We start from the raw sequence: 22,071 nt of genomic DNA, 5'->3' as shown, positions 1-22,071 counted from the left end.
ACATCAAAAAATATGAATTGGATGGATAAGGTTATAATTGAAGGTAGACATGTATCTAAACAGAATTCATTGGACTTATTTTGGCCAGGATCATCAATCACTTTTAAAGTAAAAACCAAATCTCTACAATTAAAAATGTGTGATACGGTTGGAGAAAGTGAATATCTAGTTATTGTAGATCAGGAAGCAAAACATCAATTTGTCGTTAATCAAGATAGTATTTATACACTTTGGGAAGAAAATGAGGTGAGAGAAGTTGAGATCACATTACATCGATTAAACGATTTTTCAAGAGGTACCACTAGTATAGAATTATCCCAATTTAATGGAGACTTCTTGCCGATCAATAAAAAGAAAAAGCAGATTACTTACTACGGGAATTCAATTACAGTTGGGTATGCAAATGTTGATACTACGGGTACGGATAACTCATTATATACTAGTAATTACAAAGCATTTTCTTCTTTAACTTCTAGAGCTTTATCAGCAAGTCAAAATGTAATTGCAAAGAGTGGAATTGGCATTACTATGAGTTGGGGAGATTACATTATGCCTCAAATATATAATAGGATAGATCCAACAGATTCGACTTCAGTATGGGATTTTCAACAAGATACTACAGATTTAGTAGTTGTAAATTTAATGCAAAACGATTATTGGTTAAGTGGGCATCCTGCTCATGAAAGGTATATTCATTGGATAGGAAGACAACAACTTCGAAAAGAAGATTTTATTCAATCTTATGCATCGTTTCTAAAACAGCTGAGAAAAGCACATCCACAAGCTCCTATTATTTGTGTTTTAGGATGTATGGATGTAGTTAAGGAAGATTCTCCATTTATTGATTATGTTGACGAGGCCGTTAAAGAATTAGACGATAAGTCAATTTATCGACTTAATTTCCCCTATTTAGCTAAAGAAGCACATCCTAATGTAGATATGCACCAAGCAATGTCAGACATATTAGTGCAATACATTCGAGAGCATCAATTATTGTAATTGTATGATAACGTGATTCTGATTAAATTTTTGAAGTCAATATTTGAATACTGTCGAGTTAATTGTAATTTCTATAAGTTAATTGATAAAACTAAAGTAAAATAGAAATGTACGGTATTGTTAATAAAGCAATCCAAGGATTGGTAACTGAAAATTTTGGTCAAGAAAATTGGGATGCCATCCTTAAAAAAAGTGGAGTAGATATAGAGCTCTTTGCAGGAAATGAAATATATGATGATAAAATTACGTTTGATCTAGCTATTGCTGCTTCAGAAGTATTGAGTCTACCACTAAAAGATGTGCTCATTGCATTTGGAAAGTATTGGGTGCTAACTACAGCTAAAAAACATTACGGCTCTCTTATGGATACAGGGGGGAATAATTTGAAAGATTTTTTCTTTAACCTACCTAATTTTCATAGTCGTGTAATGTTGCTTTATCCTAATATCCAGCCTCCTGAATTTGATGTGGAGGAAATTCCTGGTAATTCTAATTCTATCAAGGTAAAATACTTTTCTGTAAGAGAAGGATTAACGGACTTTGTCTATGGCCTAATGTTAGGTCTTGGTGAAGCGTTCGAAACAGAAGTAGAAGTAGAATTTGTTCAAGGTAGAGTGGATGGTCTTCCACATGATGAATTTACTGTAAGTTGGTAAAATGGATATTAATATAGCAAATACAAATATTGATTTTGATTTACTTTATCCATTTTATTTTATAGTGGATAAGGATAAAAAATTTGATAGTGTAGGGAAAAGTTTTGATAAGCTTTTCCCTAACATTGTTGGAAAAGATTTTGATGACACATTAAAGTTAGTTCGTCCTTGGAGTATTAAGTTTAATTATAATGAATTAATCGGACAACTTACAAAAGTATTTGTATTTCAAAATGCAAAAAAGGCTATTGTTTTAAGGGGGCAAGTAGTACTATTAGAGGCCGAAAAGAAAATATTATTTTTAGGCTCTCCTTGGATGAAAAGTACCGATGAATTAGTTACCCATAAATTGGCTTTAAGTGATTTTGCATTAAATGATCCTACGCCTGATGCAGTTCAGTTATTGAAAATGAATGAAATTAACCTAACTGAACTAAGAGAACTAACAGATAGATTAAAGCAACAAAAGATAAAAGTAGAGGAGAAGGAATTATTATATAGAGGTCTAGTAGAAAATGCCTCGGAGATTATAATAAGAACAGATTTAGACGGTAGATTTCTCTATGTCAACCCTTCTTTAATTGAGCTTACGGGTTATACGGAGGAAGAACTTTTAGGAAAAGAGTTTTTCGAACTTATCACAGAAGATCTTCATGATGATATTGCCGAACAATTTCATCAGCAAGCCTACTTATCAAAAGATAAAGACATTTATGAGTTTAGTATAAATACAAAATCAGGTAAAATAATTTGGTTATACGCTACAATAATCTCCATTAAAGATGATAACAATAAAATCTTAGGATATTCGTCTGTTGGGGTTGATATTTCATTAAGAAAAGAAATGGAAGAGGCGTTGTCAAAAGCGAGAGAAAAGGCCATTGAAACTGCCAAAGTGAAAGAACGTTTTATTGCAAATACCTCTCATGAGTTAAGAACACCAATGAATGCTATTATTGGGTTATCTAATTTATTGACAAAAACACCATTATTACCGAAACAATCTGAGTTTATTCATGCTATCAAGACATCTGCTGAAAATCTTCTTGTGGTCATAAATGATGTTTTAGATATTTCTAAAATAGAATCTGAAAAACTTGAAATTGAACATATCGAATTTGATTTGAAAGATAGAATCAAATCTTTTGTAAGATCATTAGAAATAAGAGCTACAGAAAAAAATATTCTATTAAATCATAAATGGAACGAAGATATACACCCTACATTAATTGGAGATCCCTATCGTTTAAATCAAATATTAACCAACTTAGTTAGCAATGCTATAAAGTTTACAAACTACGGAGAAGTAACTTTAGATATATCAATAGATGTAGACAAGACCAACGAAAATAATCAGCAGGTTCTTTTTAAAGTAATTGATACTGGAGAGGGTATTCCTAAAGAGAAACACGATAAAATATTTGAAGGATTTTCACAAGCAGATGCTTCTGTTACACGTAAATTTGGAGGAACAGGCTTAGGTTTAACCATCAGTAAAAGTTTAATAGAATTGATGGGTGGAGAAATTTCTCTGGAGAGTGAAGTGGGGGTAGGAACTACTTTTACCGTAAGTATACCTTTTGAAAAGTGCAGTATCATTAATGATGATACTAGCCTTATACTTTCTCAAGAAGATGTGGATTGGTCTGATTTTAATGTCTTATTGGTAGAAGATAATCAGTTTAACCAACTTTTAGCAGATAACATTTTAAAGCAGTGGAACCTAAATGTAGACATAAGTGATAATGGAAAGATTGCTACAGAAGTTCTAAGAAATAAATCATACGATGTAATCTTAATGGATATTCAAATGCCGGAAATGGACGGTATTGAAGCCACTCAATATATTAGAAATACGTTACAAATAGGAACGCCAATTATTGCATTAACGGCAAATGCAATGAAATCTGATTTAGATTATTATAAAGAAATTGGAATGGATACAACTGTAACTAAACCATTTCAACAAGAAGACTTATTTATAGAACTATCAAAGATCTTTGATCAAAAAGAAATAAAAGACGAACACGGGGTAGATCATTCTACTTGGGAAGATAAGAGTGTTCTTTTAGTGGAGGATAATGAATACAATCAACTTCTTGTAACTAATATCTTATCTAGATGGGGTTTAAATGTAATCAAAGCCGATAATGGTAAAGAGGCAGTTAACATAATTAGTTCAGGGGATAAACTAGATTTAATTCTAATGGATATCCAAATGCCCGTAATGGATGGCGTAGAGTCCACTAAAGTGATTAGAGAAAAATACAACAAAAATATTCCAATTATAGCTTTCTCAGCACATTTAACCTCAGAATATGAAGAGAAATTTTTAGAAGTAGGAATGAATGGTTGTATTCCAAAACCCTTTAAAGTGGGTCAACTGAAAAAAGTAATTCAGGACGTCTTTTTCTTGAAACCTAAAGATAAAGAATTACATCGCCCATCAGATTCTTGGAAAGGAAAGAAAGTATTGGTGGTAGAAGATAACATGTTTAATAAAATGCTGGTCGTTAATATTTTAGAAGGCTGGGGTTTAGAAGTGGAGACTGCTGAACATGGTGAAGAAGCAGTCGAAATGGTAAAGGATATACATTATGATATAATATTAATGGATATCCAAATGCCTGTGATGGATGGTATTGAAGCTACAAAAATTATAAGAGGAGATTTAAATCAAAGCCTACCGATTATTGCACTAACGGCAAATAGTTCTAAAGCAGATCAAAAGATTTACAAGGCAAATGGGATAGATGCTTGTGTATCAAAACCATTTGATCTAGAAGACTTGGAGGAAGTCATTAAAAAACATCTGAATCAACAAAATAAGGATGTTAGAAGGAAGGAGTTAAAAAAAGGCAATTGGAGAGGAATGAAAGTACTCATGGTAGAGGACAACCCTTTCAATATCTTGCTTTTAAAAGGTATACTTGAAAATTGGGAAATGGATATTTTCGAAGCTGAAAATGGTTTAATTGCTACAGATTTATGCAAAGATGAGGACTTTGATATCATCCTAATGGATATTCAAATGCCTGTGATGGATGGCGTTGAAGCTACAAAAATTATTAGAAATGACTTAAAACTAAATACACCAATTATTGCAATTACTGCAAATGTAGAAGAAGATTTAGTGCAGAAATATATTAGTGTCGGTATGAATGCTTGCATACCAAAACCTTATGAGCAAGAAGATTTACAAAAATTTATAATGAAATATCTTTAACCTGAGTTTTTAAAACTCAGGTTAATAATTAAGCCGTTGTTGTTTTTTTGGTTTTGCCTTTTTGAAACCATATATAACCGAAAACTATACCTAATACACCTAAGAAATGATATAGTTTTACACCTTGATCTAAAATGCTTACAACAATCCAAATGGCATCACTAATTACTGGTGTAACTAATGCAAATAAACCAATTACAAAGCCTTCAACTTTATAAATTTGCCAAGTAGTGAAGACATGATAGAATAAGGCAGCAAAAGGAAATACGCCTATTATCCAATTCGTAAAATATTTTCTAATTGATTCCATGATTACTTCATTTATGTTTGATATAAAACTAACAAATGTAGCTATTTAAGTCAAGTGATTTGATTGTAAACAATGTTAATTTAGATCCCTTATTCATTCATTATGAGTATCTTATTATGAATTATATAAACTCATGAACAAATATTAACAACTTAAGTGTTGTTTTTACATTTGTTATTAATTGAGGTTTTGGTTTGTTAGTTGTTAAACAAATTTATTTAGTTTGATTTTTCTATTTGAAAATGATATTGCAACTTTTAATCTTGAAAAAGTATTTCATTTTTTTCAATAGGAGGTAACACGTTTTTTAGAATTTTAGTATAAGTTTAATTTCCTTATTAAAATTGTATTACGTAAAAATAAATAGATAAATATTTCATTCAATTTATTGCCACTTAAGTTGGTTGTGATATTCCCTGTTTTTGAGGTCGAAGGAAATCGAGATGCAGAAGCTATTGAAGTGATTCAAAGTATCTATCCTGATAAGAAAATGGAACCCATTGAAATGAATGAGATAGCAAAAGAAGGTGGATTGATGAATTATATATCTTGGACAGGATAATACATGCCAAACAAATTGCCATTTATGAATTGAAATAACATTTTTATCTTAGTACATATATCAACAAAAATCACTCACAAAATAGTAGGAGAGACCTTCTTAATTTTGTGAGTGATTTTACCTAAATTTTTTAATTTAATTAAAACTCTGAGCTTAATTTATTTTCTGTATTTGCAGACTGATTTAATCTTTCTTTTTCCTTTTTACACCTCTAACAGCTTCTTCTTCCCAAGGTTCATCTGGCCAAGCATGCTTAGGATACCTTCTTTTTAATTCTTTTTTGACCTCATAATAGGTATTGTTCCAAAAACTATGAAGATCAGAAGTGATCTGAACAGGTTTGAAACCTGGAGATAATAAGTGCATCAATACTTTGTTTTTTCCCTTATTGATAGATGGAGTCTCAGATAGACCAAAGCATTCTTGAAGACGTACAGATAAAATTGGAGCGTCTCCATTACTTAAATATTTTACTTTGATATTACTTCCACTAGGCACTTTAATTCTTGTGGGTGTAAGTTGTTCTAATTCTTCTTGTTGTTCCCAAGGTAAACTATGATGAAGAATATCCATTAGATTTAATTTCTTTAAATCTTGTGGCTTTTTCACATCAGTTAAATAAGGTGACAACCATTTTTTATTGTTTAATAATAAATGAGACGTTGAACAATCAGGCCAACCTTCTTTTGGATTCCATTTTCTTAGACAACTCACCCTTGCTTGCCACTGCTGCACTTCTTCATTAAAGTCTAACAAACGTTCACCTTCTTTCTTAATAGCATCAGTAATAGCATTTAATTTTGCCTCTTCAGAAACACTTTGTATAGGGGTACTTTTAAGAACAATATTACCAATTCTTAAATCTTTTGAAGCAATTAATCCACCGTCTTCCGTATCCCATTCAATCACTTCCTTTTCCTTCACCATAGTGGCCAAATCTTTAGGATCTAATGGAGAAGCCATAAAAATCTTGCCCATGTTTTCTCTTGCATCAATATGTGCTACAGCAAGCCATTGTTCGTAGGCTAGATCATCTTTATGACCTGCCATGGCAATTTTACCATTTGCTAATTGAAACTGTGCATTATTTCCAGGTTTAGAACAGGCAATTCTTTCCGGATAGGCGTGAGCCAGTAAAACTCCGGTTTCGAAATCATCCACAGAAGAATTGTCAATAGGTGCATCAAATAGTTTTCGATATTGATTGGCTACTTTATCGATATTTGTGAATCGCTTGTTTTTACCATCATCTCTGCGGTACCTTCTTAATGCTTCAATTCTAAGATTGATGTCTATACCAGCCTCTCTTGGTAGGGGGTCTCTCTCGTCTAAAATTGCAGCTAAATCACAGGCTAAGCCAAGTAGATCATTTTCTTGACCGTACAATAGCATATGGGCAATTCTAGGATGACAAGGAAGTTGGTGTACCTCTTTACCATGTTCAGTTAATTTTCCTTCTTCTAAAGCTTCTAATTGCTCTAAAGTTTCAACAGCCTGTAAAAAATGACCGTTTGGCGGTGGAGTTACCCAATCCAAAGATGTTGGAGAGGTAATGCCCCATTCTGCCATATCTAAAGCTAATGCTGTAAGGTCAGCTTTTTCGATTTCTGGAGTTCTTTCCTTATCTAATTTATGATGTGTCGAACTGCTCCAAAGTCTATAACAAACCCCTTCAGATAGACGACCTGCACGCCCTTTTCTTTGGTCAGCAGCGTCTTCGGAGATTTGTTCAGTGATGAGTTTGGATAAACCGGAGTTGGCATCAAATACTTGTGTTCTTGTAAAGCCAGAATCAACAACAATTTTAATTCCTTCAATTGTTAAACTGGTTTCGGCAATATTGGTAGCCAAGACCACCTTTCGTTTACCTTCCTTATTAGGGAATATTGCTTTTTGCTGTATATGAAAAGGGAGCTGTCCATAGAGAGGGTGTATCATAAAACCTTTTAAAGCTCCTCTCAAAATCTCCTCACACTTTTTGATCTCACCTTGACCGGGTAAAAAACAAAGTATATCTCCTTCATGTTTTTTTGAGGCATCAATGACAGTTTTAGCAGTTAATTCTGGGATTAAATACCTATCAATATCACCAACATAATTCACATCCACAGGAAACATTTTACCCTTACTTTCTAATATAGGAGCATGATTTAACATGCTAGAAAGTTGTGGCATATCCATGGTTGCAGACATTACCAAAATTCTCAAATCTTCTCTGATCACTTTCTGTACCTCTCGTGAAAGCGCCATAGCCACATCAGCATGAATACTTCTTTCATGAAATTCATCAAATATTACTAACCCTATATTTTCAAGGGTATTGTCATGATGTATCATACGAGTGAGAATACCCTCAGTGACTACTTCAATTTTAGTGTTTTCTGATACTTTGGTATCGAATCTGACTCTATAACCTACGGTATTTCCTACCTTTTCACCAAGCATATCAGACATTCTTTCAGCAATAGATTTTGCCGCTAAACGTCTTGGTTCTAACATCAATATTTTTTGATTCCCAAGCCATTCTTCCTCTAATAATGCCAAAGGAAGAAGCGTACTTTTTCCGGCACCCGGAGGAGCTTTTAGAATAAGTGTATTTTGATGTGAAAGTTTTTGAAGAACTTCCGGAATAATTTCCTTTACAGGAAGTGAGGTGTTTTGATATGAAAATGTCACTTGATAAGATTTTATGAAGCGACAAAGGTACGAATACTCTTAAAAATCACCCAAAATGGTGATGTTATATAATCAGAATAAGAAGTATCTTTGAACTATAAAGCATTATTATGAGCGAATTAAAAATACTTATTGTAGACGATCATGTGTTATTTTGTACTGGTATTGAACAGATTCTAAAAAATCTATTAAATGCAGAGGTGACCGTATGTTTTAATCCAATAGATGCTTTAACCGAATTACCTCTCCATGAATATCAAATTATCTTAGTAGATATGGACATGCCCGAGATAAAAGGGTTTGAGTTTATTAAACGTGCTAAGGCAATTACAACTGATTGTAAATTTCTAATAGTTTCTATGCATAGTAAACCGTCCATACTGATAAAAGCAAAAAGACTTAATATTGATGGTTATATTTTAAAGGATGATGAAATGTCTACATTTCAAGAAGCTATTCTAGAAATTATGGATGGTAGACAATATTTTACTCATAAAGTCAATTCTTTTATGAAACTTAGAGAAGATACCAAAGCATTTGTATCTCCTAGAGAAGAGCAAATTATCAAGTTAATTGCTGATGGGAAAAGTATGAAAGATATTTCAGATGAATTATTTATCAGTCATGAAACAGTAAAAACACATACTAAAAATATAAAAGCAAAATTAAAAATAGACACTAGGGCCGACTTGATTAAATATGCTGTAGAAAATTTACTTGTTTAGATCGAAATCGTATGAAATTTACTAAGCTTCTTCTCACTATTGCCTTCCAACTAACCTTTATCTCTCTAGTTTTTTCAAATGAAATTAATGAAGAAATACTTGATGATCAATTAGAAGTATCAGATCTAATGAAAGCCTTTGATGTAACTACTATAGATTTCGATGAATTAAACCTTGATCATTATCTTTATAAAGATGCTACAGCACAACCACTCAAAGAGGTGTTTCTAGGTCCTGCGTCTACTCCAAAATTATTTTATTTTGATTTTTCTAATGTATCAGAGGAAGAATATTTTTTGAATATTGATTTTGGAATGATTAGAAAATTAAATGTCAAAATCATTCAAGACACCACAGAAGTAGAATATCATTTAGGTACTAATCAAATACATTCATTCATAGATTATTTTGAACCATATGTAGGTTATATAATACCTTTACCCAAGGGAAAAGCTAAAGTGGTGATAGGAATTGATGGTGATGATAATACAGTAATGACCAATTTTTTTATAACAAAAAAAGAGTTCCTAAGTAAACAGAGCAATGAAATAAAATACAATAATAATATCCTGAAATCTATCACGACTTTTCAGGCATTGATGTGTTTTTTAATGTTTATTGTTCTTCGAAAAAATATTATTTTATTCTGTTTTATGAATATTGTTGGACTGACATTATTTACAGAAACACAGTCACTTATATTCTATAATTATATTCCAAATGAGACTTTATTATATGTTTTTAGATTAATCGGAAATAATACCTATACATTGTTTACTCTTTTGTTATACATGAGTATATACCCTCCATTAAAATACAAAAAACAAATAATAATAGTGAGTTTAGTATTAACCAGTATCAATGCTGTTTTACTTACTTTTTATACTTTTGTAGGGCTAGATGTAAAGGTTTTCTCCTTAATTCTTACAATTTATAATATATCAGTTGGACAACTTTTTATTTTCACAGCAATGACACTCTGTCTCCTCAATATGTTGAAAACCCCCAACTTTTGGAATATAGGGATCTTTACTATACAATCTTTTTTATACGGAATTATAGGGATATTTATTTCAAGTCCTTCTTTGGGTTTATCATCAAGAATGAGTAATGAGAGTACAGCTTCTTATTATATTAATCTGATACAGATTTTATTTTTCATCATTTTAATCATCTATAAATTTATTAAGGATGAGCAAATAAGGAAAAGCATTCAATTATCAATTTATGAAATAAGAGACAAAACAAACACAGCATTGATAGAAGGTGAAATGAAGGAAAGGGAAAAAATTGGGAATAAACTCACTAAAAATATATCAGAAAACCTGAAAGTACTTACCAATACTAACAATAATGATTTAGATACTAAAACCTTAGAAAAAACAATCTTTGCTGTGAGATCTTTAAGTCATCAATTACTCTTGCCAAATTTTGAAGAGGATGAATTTGAAGATATTATGCTTGATTTATTGATGAAACATAATACAGAAAAAATCTCCTGTTTCATGCACCTAAAAGAGTGGGAAAATGTACAAGTGACTGTACAGCAACATATTTATAGGTTAATACAAGAAATTTTAATTTATTTGGAAGAGAGAGAATGTTCAGGAAGTTTATTTTTTAATTTTACTCAAGAGGAGCTGTTAGGAGATTTCTCAATAGAATGGAGTAGTACAAATGAAAATACAGAACAAATCTTTGCTTTCTTATCAAAAGCAATTCGTTATAGAATTATAGCAATTGATGGTCAATTCTCTGAAGATATAAAAAGTCAAAATTATTTTTTAAACCTAACTGGTATAGACTTGAGTGGTCAACAAGAAAAAGATGCTCTAATTTAACAGTTAAGTGATATAGTCCTAGTGAAAGATATGTTAGTAGTAATTTTTCATATGCTTTTATTGATTACGCCTACTAAAGAACAAAGTTTTAAGCATGATGTTAAAACTGATTTTTATAAATATGAAGGCAATGTCAAATTAAATATTCACAGTGCTGTTTTAGAACAGGAACATTGGAAGTCTATATCTAATACAATTTATCATGATGGATTTAATGAGGTAGAGTGGTATAAATTATCTGTAACTTCTGAATGGGAAGGAGAATGTCTTTTATATCTAGATAATGTATTATTTGATAAACTGATTGTTTATGAAGTTTCTAACCAATTCTCAGAATATAACTTTTATGATTTAAGCCGTTATAATCAGTTAGATAATTTTGAAAATGGAGGGTTAAAACAATTGATTTTTTTAGCCAAGGGTGAAAAGAAAAATATATTTTTTAAAGTACGTTCTAAAGGATTTCCTACCTATACAAGATTAGAGCTTTTGACTGGAAACATGTATTCTAAGTTGCACAACGATACTCATTTATTTCAGATTTTTGCAAGGATAATTATTTTTTGCTTTTTAGTTTTCGCTGTTCTTATAGGTGTTATTACCAGGTTTAATGTATTTAGATATTATATTTTAAATACACTTTCTTCCTTCTTTTTAGTAGAAGCAGAATATGGATTTATAGTACAGTTGGTGGGTAATCAGAACGAATCATATATACGTTTATTTCAATTGTGTTGTATGCATATATTTATTTTGTCCTACGTATTGTTTTATTATAAAGGCATTAATAATAGAAAAACATTACACAAAAACTTAAGTGGTTTAACAAATACAGCTCATACTTTTTTTTTAGCATCGATGTTTGTTTTTATATCAGGAATTTTCACTCAATATACAAACAGATTCTTCTTGGTTTTTTTAGGTTTAAGTTACATCATCGTATTGTGTTTAAATTTATATTTTAATTATTCGGCTTATCTGAAAAAGAAAGATATTGCAGGGATATCACTATTAATCAACTGTATTAATTTAATATTATTGGTTGGACAAATGTTTGTACTAAAAGAATATTCTACTTCTACTTTTACACAGCAAACAAACATTTATTTATTGGTGATTACTAATACGGCCTGTTGCTTTCTATTGTTACTATATTATACTATTAATATCCATAATAAACGTTCTCAATTGGAAGTAGAAGAACATCAGCTATTACAAAAATATTCTAATGAGGTGATCTTAGGACAAGAAAAAGAGAGGATTAGAATAGGGAGAGAATTACACGATTTTGTTGGAGGGAATCTATCATTAGTAAACAAAACACAAAATTTAAAGGTTGATGCAATTAAAAATATATTAATTAATACGGCTCGAAACGTAGAAGAATTAAAACTAGGGTTGCTAGAAGAATTTGACAATAAGGTATCGAATAAAACCTTGTTTCTGAATTTAGTTGAAAAATTCCATTCAGATAAAATGAATTGTTTTATCCAGTTTGATGGAGATGAATTTGATCTTGTGTCAAAAGAGATGATTAATCATTTATATAGAATTACCCAAGAACTGATGAATAATGCTCTAAAGCATAGTGAATCAACTTTAACTATTTTGGCTTTTGTGATTGACACTAAAAAGAATACATTATACTTTCATTATAACGATAATGGAAAAGGATTTAAAGTTAGTAAATCTTTAAAGGGAATGGGGATCAAAAATATCCAATATAGAGTAAAAGAGATGGGAGGTAATTTATCAATCAATTCAAATAATGGAGGAACTACAATAGTTATTTCTGATTTATTGTTATAAAATATTCTAAGAAATTCTGCTGTGCAGAAAGAGTGCATTATATTGTTTTTTATTTGTAGTGTTCAATAATTGATTACTTCAATGACTAGATAATAATTAAAATATGCCAATTAATAAAAACGCACAAATTAGATACAATACCTTAGATAGATGTTTTAGAAATACTGGAAGAATGTATTTTATCGATGATCTTATAATAGAATGCAATAAGTCTCTTAGTGAATTAGACCCAAATACATCTGGTATTAGAAAAAGACAAGTTTTTGATGATATTAAATTTATGGAATCAGAGGCGGGTTATGGAATTGAGTTAGATAGAAACAAGGAGGGGAGAAGAACATACTACAGGTATTCGAATACTAAGTTTTCCATTTCAAATCAGCCAATTAATGAAAAAGAAGCAAGTCAACTTAAATCTGCATTAACAGTATTAGGACGTTTTGAAGGTATGCCTCAATTTGAATGGGTGAGGGAATTAAAAACAAAACTATCGTCTACTTTTTCAATGGAGGATCAAGATCAAGTGATTAGTTTTGATAATAACAGTGATTACACAGGAATTATTTTCTTAGAAAAATTATTTGATGCAGTCACCAATAAAAGAGTGATTGAAATTGAATATACACCATTTGGATCAACTGAAACGAAATGTTTTGTCTTGCATCCTTATTATCTAAAGCAATACAATAATAGATGGTTTCTGTTAGGAAAGGATGAACGATTTAGTTCATTAACTACACTGCCACTTGATAGAATGAGACATGTAAAGGAGGTAGATCAAACCTACATACCGAATGTTGATGTAAACTTCTTGGATTACTTTTATGATATTGTTGGGGTAACTAGAACGAATGAAGAGTCTCAACTAATAGAATTCTGTGTTATTAATGAAAGAGCGGATTATGTGAGAACTAAACCTATACATGGTACGCAGAAAGAAAAATACACGAATGAAAAAGGTACCGTTTTCTCTATCGATGTCATTCCAAATAAAGAATTAGAAACTCAATTATTTTCATTTGGTGATGCTCTTACAGTTCTTTCTCCAAAATCGTTTAGAAACCAAATGAATGAAAGGGTGAAAAAATTGTATGAAGCGTATCAATTATAGCTACTAATTTCATCCATTTAATAAATGGAACTAATTGGGAAGTACTGAGGACTAATTAGGAAATCAAAGAGGTGAATAACAGCGTTTTATTAATTGTAGCTTGACAGGAAGTTAAGTTTACAAAGATGATATTATAACCCCAAAAAAAGGTGGCACATTTTTAAAATGTGTCACCACTAACAAAGATAAGAATAATGATGTTTTGATAAATTGATAATGATTACTGTGAAGTAATACCTCTAGTTTCTAGAAATTTACTTTGATGTTAAAGAAAAGGTTGTCTCAATATTGAATGAGACAACCTTTTTTTATAAAAAACACTAATCATTTTTCTTTCATATAAAGATTAGAGTCTCTTCAATAAATTAGTATTTTTTTGAACTACCGAAATTAAGATTGGCACCAAATCTCATATTTGCCGTCTTTGTACCTTCTACATCAAATGCTCCGGTGATAAGATTGTCTGTTATGAAATACATTTGGAAACCAGGAAACCCTACAGATACCATCCCACCAAGGTGAGCCAAGCTTTGTTTGTCTGCAGTATAACTTAATCCAATTCCAAATACTTTTCCTAGTTTTTGTTGGGCATGCAATGTAAACGAAGGTAATATTAATTCTTCATAATTTGTTTGAGAATATAAAGCCCCTAAAGTGGTGTTTTTAGTTAAATTATATGATGTTCCAATGTTAAAAGACCATGGTAAAACAGTCATCTCGGTACTTTTTCCTTCATATTCCTTGAAACTAAGTGTGTCGAATGTAGGGTAAGGCGATTCAATTGAATTTCCTAGTAAAACGTCTTGGATATTTAAACCATCAAAATTATAATTACCCAAATCAGAATCGTAATTTACTTGATCATCAGCAGACCATTTAATAGCCCCTAAATTCAAAACAGAAGCTTCTACTTTCCATTGATCATTAATTTGATAAATTGCACCCAAATCTATTGCAGCACCATAATTAGAAAAACTTGTTGTAGATTCAACCATGTCGTCTTCATTCACTGAAAAGTTGTTATCAGTATCAATAAATTTTCCTAATCCATTACCAGAAAGAGTAAAACGTCCATCTACTTCAGTATCAAAACTTGTATTGTCTTTTTGAACAAAAGAGGCCTCTGCTTTTGCTTTTAACTGTTGTTTACCAGATAGTAACTTTATTGTAGCACCTAAAGATAATTTCTCATTTACTTTAAAATTGGTACCTAAATTAAGAGAAACATATCCCATAACATCCATAATAGCAGATACATATTGTGTTTCACCAAGAACGCCTGGTGCCGCAGGCCCTTTGGTAAGTAATTTAAATAGATTGTCATTATATACAGTTTTCTGAAACAAACCATAGTTTAAACTAACACGAAATCCGAAATTATCAGTTTGATGATATAACCCTATAATTTCAGAAGACAAACTACTTAATTGAACATTATTTTTGGGAGATAAAATATTACTTAAAGCGTTTTGATCAATATATCCTTGACCATTTTTTTCATAATAAATATCACTTAATGAAAATTCATTAGTGGCACTCAGACTAATATTTGTAATAGGAATACTTACTACCCATTTAGAATCAATAGATCTAGCAGGGTTGAGCTGTTGAGCTTGTGCTACATTTTCTTGAAAGAATAATGTATTTACTTGTTGAGCGTATGAATTAACGCACAAAAAGATAAAAGGGAGTATATATAAATATTTTTTCATTTGACTATTTTGAGCTATTTGTACCGTTAATAGAAGCATTAATGTAAATACCTGAGATGATTTCTAATTCTTGATTGTAAGTGATCCTTACAGGTTCAAGTTCAGAAGTATCTGGATTACCATCTGCTTTCATTACAAAAGAGATCTCAACAGCAGTAGCTTTAAGTAAAGCATCTACTTGTTCCATATTCAACATAGTAGTTAAATAATTAGGTGTATATTGAGCGTTTTCTCCATCACTATCTGTGGTGGCAGCTAAAATTGATTTTTTATTATCATTACCATCAACATTAATGGTAGCACTAATATTATCATCTTCGTCTAATACATGAATGATAAATTCTCCACCAATAGGAATTTCATTATTCATTTCTGTTCTTAGCTCAGCAGATTTTAATTCAATAATATTAATTCCAGCATCAAGATTTACGTCTGTTTTATTTGTGCTTATATAATTATCGAAACCAATATATAGTGGTGCCTTTCCTTTTATGGTTGCAACAACTTTATCATCGTGTGAAAACTGACAACTCTGTCCCGGAGGAACTACATAATGTACTTTTCCAGTAAATGTAGCTTTTGTTGGTCTAGCACTTAAAAGCTGATCTGATTGGTATACTTTTTTATAAAGAGCGTATGATGTGTTAAACCCAGAAGCAGCTTCAATGTTAAGTATTTGTGTTTTTCCAGCATCATCATTAAAAAATAACATCATTTCACTTCCGTCACTATTAACTGTTTTTGCATTATCTGTCATATCAACAATGCCTGTAGCACCAATTGGATTCTCTAAATTTAATGAGATTTCAGTCTCTTTAAATTTGATTTCCACATTTTCATCAAAAATATCACTTAGAAAATCTAATTGAATCTCTTCGTAAGGTATTGTTACAGGATCAGCAGTTTTACCATCTTTAAAGAAAATTTCTAATTCATCAATTTCATTATCATCACTCATATCAATTTCGTTGATATAAGCTTCTTGAGGAGTGCTATTTACATCAAAATATTGAATAGTTAACTCTGGTTTATTTTCATTATTAATCCAAATATCAACTAATGGAAGTGTAGCAACTTCAAATTTTGAGGGATCTTGTACGTATGACTTGCTAGTAATAGTCTCATCACCATCAATACCAGTAGCACTTAAACTCAATGATAGATATCCACCAACGTTTCCTTTAAAGTGAACTTCTAGTGCTCCTTTAGAAAATTTTAATTTTGTTACATCTCCAATTTCATTAGAGATAGGTAAGCAGTTAATACTTGAGCAATCTGAAATATTTTTTACAATTTCGAAGTTTATCCCAGTAGAAGGTATAAGTACATCACTTGAGAAATTTTTGTCAAAATTTACTTTGAAAAAAGATTCTGGAGATGAGCCACCAAAAGCGGTTACAATTTGAGATGTACTGGCAATTTCAACATCTTGAGAAAATTCAAAATATATATTGTTATCTTCATCTACATTGATATCGTCTTTTTGATCTTCAGATAGAAAGTCTAAGAATTTAACCTTCCCTTTTACAAGAGGTAAGCCAATATGGAAGTCGTCAATAGGGGCGGTTTCTAAATCGTCTAAATTAATATCTGTGTTACAAGAAAAGGTTAAAAAAATTGGAACAATAGATAAAAAAAGACTTTTAGTAAAGTTAGATTGTTTATAAGTCATTTTATATTCGAAAATTGAAAAACAAAAAAATAGATATGAGTATTTATCATAATTATATGTTAAAATTAATAATAAGTAGCATAAAAGTGTAAAGTAAAGTGAAATTTATTACATAATACTAATCATTTGAAAAAAAACTACCCCAAGGGGTAGTAGAAAGCAAAATCCTAAAAACTAAATTTGTACATACTAAAACAAGAAAAATTTATATTAAAATATATAAATTCTTTACCCTTTTCTATTTAACTTTCTTTTTTAGAAAAATTACAAGAAGGAGACCAATATAATGGTCTCCTTTTTTTATAAAAAAAATTTGTTTTTTAAAAAGATTAGTCACAAATTACAAGAACATTGCTATACTAAAAATAGAAACTTACACCATTAATTATCTTAAAAACTATCTATGGCTTACCTACTAAAACAAAAGAGTAAAAACTTACATTTAGAACTTCTAGAACCGTACAATCTTACTCAATTGTGTGAAGCTTTCTCAAATGCTGCAGTTATGTTAGCGAACGAAAAATATGACAAATTAATAATCGATACCTTAAAATTGGATAAACCATTTTCTTTTATCGACCGTTGTCATTTGATCTCTAATTTATCGGAATTTGGCTTCAAAAGAAGCACCCCACTTGTAAATGTATGCCATTTCGACGATGACTATCGTAGAAACATGGAAACATTGGCCAAGAATCGTGGTTGGAATTTTACTACCACCTGTAATATGGTAAGTAGTCAGTAAACTATTTTAAGCAGAAAACTATAACCCAGAATTGATAATTTAAAATGCATGAATAGAGTATTTAAAGAAACCATTCTATTATTAAGAATACCATTTTCAATTTATCTAATGCCAATTTTTATCTTTAGTTTGAGTCAAACTCCTGTAATAAATTTTACGAAGGCATTATTCTCATTTCTCATTTTGCATTTATTAGTTTATCCTGCCTCAAATGGTTATAACAGTTATGAGGACAAAGACACAGAAAGTATAGGAGGATTAGAACATCCACCTTTACCGTCGAAACTGTTATTTCAAACTGTATTAGGAATGGATATGCTAGCATTGATATTATCTTATGTTGTAATTAGCCCTTTATTTTGTTTATTGGTAGCAGTCTATATAGCAATGTCAAGACTCTACAGCTATAAAGGGGTGAGATTAAAAAAATATCCTATCATAAGCTTCTTAACCGTATTTGTTTTTCAAGGGTTTTGGACGTTTTGGATGGTATACATAAGTGTCGATGCTAGTAATATCCCTTTTTTTAATACAGATTTACCTTTAGCGGCACTCGGTAGTTCACTCATGATTGGTGGTGCTTATCCATTATCTCAAATTTATCAGCACAAGCAAGATAAAGAAAGTGGAGATTTTACCTTAAGCCTGTTACTTGGCTTAAAAGGAACATTTGTTTTCGCTATGATTATGTTTTCACTTGCTGGAGTGTGTTTGTATTATTATTTTGAAGTGTTATTTCACGGTAGTTTTCTAATTTTTTTAGCATGTTTAATTCCTCTCTTCCTGTGGTTTAATATGTGGATGTTGAGAACATGGAAAGATGATACGCAAGCCAATTTTAAAAACATGATGATTATGAATAATTTATCGGCTTTTTGTATGAACACATGTTACTTTATTTACGCACTGCAAAACCATACTAGCATTTTTTAGTTTATTTATTGTAATTTGATAAAAAACTAATCTTTTACAACATCATTACATGACTTACATACATAGAATAACTACTGCATCTCCTAAAAACGTTTTTGCTCAAACAGAATTGGAAGAACATATGCAAAATGTCTATCAATTCTCAACAGAGAGAGAAAGAAGATTGATGCATATGATTTATCATAAATCAGGTATTGACAAACGTAAATCTGTAATTAATGATTTTGTCGGGTTTTTTAAAAAAGATATTCCACCCACTTTAGAAGAAAGGATCAATATCTTTAAAAAAGAGGGGCTAGCATTAGGAATAGAGGCCGCCAATAATTGTTTGGTAGATATTGATAGAAAAGAAATTACACATATTATTACCGTTTCATGTACAGGTTTATCTGCTCCAGGTATAGATATAGATCTTATTCAGCATTTAGAATTATCTCATCAAACAGTTAGAACAACCGTTAACTTTATGGGGTGTTATGCTGCATTTCATGCCTTGAGAATTGCCGATCAAATTTGTAAATCAACGCCGAATGCAAAAGTGCTTATTGTCGATATAGAATTATGTTCATTACACTTTCAAAATAAGACAGATGATGACAACCTATTAGCCAATACCTTATTTGCGGATGGTGCATCAGCAGTACTTTTATCTTCAGAAAAAAAACAAGAGAGCTTATATTCAATCACTAATTTTGCATCTAGATTATCTTTTCAAGGAAAAGAAGAAATGGCTTGGGATTTATCAAGTACAGGTTTTCAAATGAGATTGAGTACATATGTTCCGAAGCTGATTGAAAAAGATATTAAAAGTTTATTAGATGATGTGTTATCGTATCAAAATCTAAATAAAGAAGAGATGCGTTGGGCTTTTCATCCAGGTGGAGTGAGAATACTAAGTAGTATTGTAAAAGCGCTTGAAATTGATGAAGAAGACCTAAAACCATCTTTTGAAGTATTGAGAGAAAATGGAAATATGTCTTCAGTATCCATACTTTTTGTACTTAAAAAAATAAGTCAGATCAAAGAAAGTAAACCTATTTTCGCGGCAGGGTTCGGTCCTGGATTAACTTTAGAAGCAATGACTTTATCACGAGCATAGTATTATGATTTCCTTTAAGAATAGAACAAATCAATTAGAACTTTTAGATGCTCCAAACATACCTACAAAAGACTTATATCAAAATTTAAAAGAGTTACATACCATAAACTCATTGTTAGGCGGATACAATGTTATGATCAAGGGTATCGAACGTTTATTAAAGGACGTACCTCCAAATAAAGAAATCAAAATTTTAGATATAGGTTCTGGAGGGGGAGATACTTTAAAAGTGATACATCGAAAGCTTTCAAAAAAGTATAATCTTAAATTGTATGGTGTCGATTTAAAAAAGGATTGTATTGACTATGCCTCAGAGAACTGTAAAAAGTATGATATCACATTTATTCTTTCTGATTATAGAGATTTGATCGATCAAGAATTAGAATTTGATATTGTTGTTAGTAGCCTTTTTTGTCATCACCTTACCAACCATGATTTAGTGAACCTTTTCCAATGGATGCATACTCATGCTAAGATAGGGGCAGTAGTAAACGATTTACATAGACATCCATTAGCTTATTATAGTATACAATGGCTAACAAAGCTTATTTCCAAAAGTTATTTAGTAAAAAATGACGCCCCTTTATCTGTTGCAAGAAGTTTTAAGAGAAATGATTTTTCACGTTACCTTAAAGAAGCCAATATTACGAAACATCGTTTAACTTGGTTTTGGGCTTTTCGATGGTTACTCACTTTTAACGGTAAAAATAATGATTGATGTAATAATAATTGGAGGTGGTTTAGGAGGATTGGCTTTGGGTATTCGATTACAAAAACAAGGTATTAATTGCACTTTATTAGAACAAAAATCTTATCCTTTTCATAGGGTTTGTGGAGAATATATTAGCCATGAAGCGTGGCCATTTTTAAAATCTTGTGGTATAGACCCTGATGAGTTACAATTACCATCAATAAATAAATTAAAAGTAACAAGTAATAGCGGTAATGTCTTAGAAACTGAAATGCCCCAAGGTGGTAGAGGTATTTCTAGGTTCTTACTTGATCATCTCTTATACGAAGAAGCAAAAAAGGTAGGAGTGAATGTAATCACAAGTTGTAAAGTAAATGCAGTATACCAATCAAATTTAGGATGGGAGGTACACAGTACTTCTGGAAACATTAAAGGTAAAGCAGTGGTTGGAGCTTTTGGAAAACGCTCTTCATTAGATAAATTTTTCAATAGAGATTACCTAAATACAGGTGTTATTAAAAATCGCTTAAAGAATTTTGTAGGTGTGAAATACCATCTTAAAGGAGATTTTCCTAATGATTTAATTGAGTTGCATAATTTTAGTGGCGGATATTGTGGTTTATCTAAAGTGGAAGAAGACAAGATTTGTATGTGTTACCTTTCTAGAGGTGAAAACCTTAAGAAGGTTAGGACACTAAAAGAAATGGAAAGTGCTTATTTATCTCAAAACCCATTTCTAAAGAAATACTTATCCTATGATCGTTTATGGGATAAGCCCATAAGTATTGCTAAAATCGATTTTTCTAATAAAAATACTATCGAATCTGAAATTCCTTTAATTGGTGATGCGGCCGGGTTAATTGCACCATTATGTGGTAACGGAATGAGTATGTCTTTGCATTCTTCTGTATTGATTAGTGATTTATTAATGCTTTATCTAAACGAAGAAATGACATGGGATGAACTCGTAACAGACTATAAATCGATTTGGAAAAAAACCTTTGGGAAACGTTTATTTGTTGGTCGTAACATACAGCGTTTATTTGGAGGAGAACATACCACTTCACTATTGATTAGTTTATTGAATAAAACGCCTCATCTTACAAATCGTCTCATCAAGTCAACTCATGGAGAGTTTTTTTAAGACCTTATTGTATTAATCTAACATCATTATACTATTTATTTAGGATGATAAGACCTTATTGAACTTACTATAGTTGAATAAGGTTTTTTTATTGATATGCTTTAGTTAAAGACTTTTTGTGATGTTGATCTTAGTCTATTTACTTCATTTTGAATGAGCC

Annotated in this window: 17 protein-coding genes; 13 read left to right on the top strand and 4 right to left on the bottom strand. The window is 30.9% G+C overall.

Annotated elements, in window-relative coordinates; translation table 11 throughout:
* The first annotated feature begins 21 nt into the window (after positions 1-21).
* The 3 genes from NH26_RS22585 (at position 22) to NH26_RS22575 (ending at position 4,881) form a co-directional block, all read left to right on the top strand.
* Positions 22-999 carry an SGNH/GDSL hydrolase family protein gene (locus NH26_RS22585; RefSeq protein WP_158022010.1) on the top strand — a complete coding sequence of 326 codons (978 nt, stop codon included), beginning with the start codon at positions 22-24 and terminating at the stop codon, positions 997-999.
* A 107-nt stretch (positions 1,000-1,106) separates the two neighbouring features.
* A complete protein-coding gene (locus NH26_RS22580) occupies positions 1,107-1,655 on the top strand; it encodes a heme NO-binding domain-containing protein (RefSeq protein WP_044220536.1) in 549 nt (182 codons plus the stop codon).
* 1 nt (position 1,656) lies between these two features.
* Complete coding sequence (locus NH26_RS22575; RefSeq protein WP_044220539.1) at positions 1,657-4,881, top strand: response regulator; 3,225 nt, start codon at positions 1,657-1,659, stop codon at positions 4,879-4,881.
* A gap of 28 nt (positions 4,882-4,909) precedes the next feature.
* Here NH26_RS22575 and NH26_RS22570 read toward each other — a convergent pair whose 3' ends face one another.
* Positions 4,910-5,191 (bottom strand): hypothetical protein, encoded by a 282-nt coding sequence (locus NH26_RS22570; protein ID WP_044220542.1) that lies wholly within the window; start codon positions 5,189-5,191, stop codon positions 4,910-4,912.
* 388 nt (positions 5,192-5,579) lie between these two features.
* Here NH26_RS22570 and NH26_RS25320 point away from each other — a divergent pair, with 388 nt between their 5' ends.
* Positions 5,580-5,753: an agmatine deiminase family protein gene (locus tag NH26_RS25320; RefSeq protein WP_158022009.1), complete on the top strand. Its 174-nt coding sequence runs from the start codon at positions 5,580-5,582 to the stop codon at positions 5,751-5,753.
* 183 nt (positions 5,754-5,936) lie between these two features.
* Here NH26_RS25320 and hrpB read toward each other — a convergent pair whose 3' ends face one another.
* Entirely contained in the window at positions 5,937-8,429 is a 2,493-nt protein-coding gene (gene hrpB, locus NH26_RS22565) for an ATP-dependent helicase HrpB (RefSeq protein WP_044220545.1), read from the bottom strand.
* Between the two features lie 110 nt (positions 8,430-8,539).
* Between hrpB and NH26_RS22560 the strand changes: the two genes are divergently transcribed.
* The 4 genes from NH26_RS22560 to NH26_RS22545 all read left to right on the top strand — a co-directional run bounded on the left by NH26_RS22560 (position 8,540) and on the right by NH26_RS22545 (position 13,915).
* Positions 8,540-9,154 carry a response regulator transcription factor gene (locus tag NH26_RS22560; protein ID WP_044220547.1) on the top strand — a complete coding sequence of 205 codons (615 nt, stop codon included), beginning with the start codon at positions 8,540-8,542 and terminating at the stop codon, positions 9,152-9,154.
* Between the two features lie 11 nt (positions 9,155-9,165).
* Positions 9,166-10,995 (top strand): hypothetical protein, encoded by a 1,830-nt coding sequence (locus NH26_RS22555; RefSeq protein WP_044220550.1) that lies wholly within the window; start codon positions 9,166-9,168, stop codon positions 10,993-10,995.
* Positions 10,996-11,025: 30 nt separating this feature from the next.
* Complete coding sequence (locus NH26_RS22550; RefSeq protein ID WP_052431873.1) at positions 11,026-12,804, top strand: sensor histidine kinase; 1,779 nt, start codon at positions 11,026-11,028, stop codon at positions 12,802-12,804.
* Positions 12,805-12,907: 103 nt separating this feature from the next.
* Positions 12,908-13,915, top strand: a complete 1,008-nt coding sequence (locus NH26_RS22545) for a helix-turn-helix transcriptional regulator (RefSeq protein ID WP_044220553.1) — start codon at positions 12,908-12,910, stop codon at positions 13,913-13,915.
* A gap of 365 nt (positions 13,916-14,280) precedes the next feature.
* Here the strand turns inward: NH26_RS22545 and NH26_RS22540 are convergent, their stop codons facing one another.
* Together NH26_RS22540 and NH26_RS22535 are read right to left on the bottom strand one after the other, a co-directional pair.
* The gene (locus NH26_RS22540) at positions 14,281-15,627 is read right to left on the bottom strand and encodes a DUF5723 family protein (protein ID WP_139263245.1); all 1,347 of its coding nucleotides are present in this window, start codon (positions 15,625-15,627) and stop codon (positions 14,281-14,283) included.
* Positions 15,628-15,631: 4 nt separating this feature from the next.
* Entirely contained in the window at positions 15,632-17,299 is a 1,668-nt protein-coding gene (locus NH26_RS22535) for a hypothetical protein (protein WP_044220559.1), read from the bottom strand.
* Between the two features lie 403 nt (positions 17,300-17,702).
* Here NH26_RS22535 and NH26_RS22530 point away from each other — a divergent pair, with 403 nt between their 5' ends.
* From NH26_RS22530 to NH26_RS22510, 5 genes are read left to right on the top strand one after another with little or no spacing between them, the layout of a single operon-like run.
* On the top strand, positions 17,703-18,044 hold the full coding sequence (locus tag NH26_RS22530; protein ID WP_044220562.1) for a hypothetical protein: 342 nt from the start codon (positions 17,703-17,705) through the stop codon (positions 18,042-18,044).
* A gap of 48 nt (positions 18,045-18,092) precedes the next feature.
* Positions 18,093-18,977, top strand: coding sequence for a UbiA family prenyltransferase (locus NH26_RS22525; protein WP_044220565.1), 885 nt, complete (start codon positions 18,093-18,095; stop codon positions 18,975-18,977).
* 49 nt (positions 18,978-19,026) lie between these two features.
* Complete coding sequence (locus tag NH26_RS22520; RefSeq protein WP_044220568.1) at positions 19,027-20,076, top strand: type III polyketide synthase; 1,050 nt, start codon at positions 19,027-19,029, stop codon at positions 20,074-20,076.
* A 4-nt stretch (positions 20,077-20,080) separates the two neighbouring features.
* On the top strand, positions 20,081-20,794 hold the full coding sequence (locus tag NH26_RS22515) for a methyltransferase domain-containing protein (RefSeq protein WP_044220571.1): 714 nt from the start codon (positions 20,081-20,083) through the stop codon (positions 20,792-20,794).
* On the top strand, positions 20,787-21,911 hold the full coding sequence (locus NH26_RS22510) for an NAD(P)/FAD-dependent oxidoreductase (protein WP_044220574.1): 1,125 nt from the start codon (positions 20,787-20,789) through the stop codon (positions 21,909-21,911). The genes NH26_RS22515 and NH26_RS22510 overlap by 8 nt, the downstream gene beginning before the upstream one ends.
* Positions 21,912-22,071 lie beyond the last annotated feature (160 nt).

It is taken from the genome of Flammeovirga pacifica, from assembly GCF_000807855.2.
GTDB classification, from domain to species: Bacteria; Bacteroidota; Bacteroidia; order Cytophagales; family Flammeovirgaceae; genus Flammeovirga; species Flammeovirga pacifica.
Note: the sequence above shows the minus strand (reverse complement) of the source record. Positions and strands in the feature narration are given on the sequence as shown.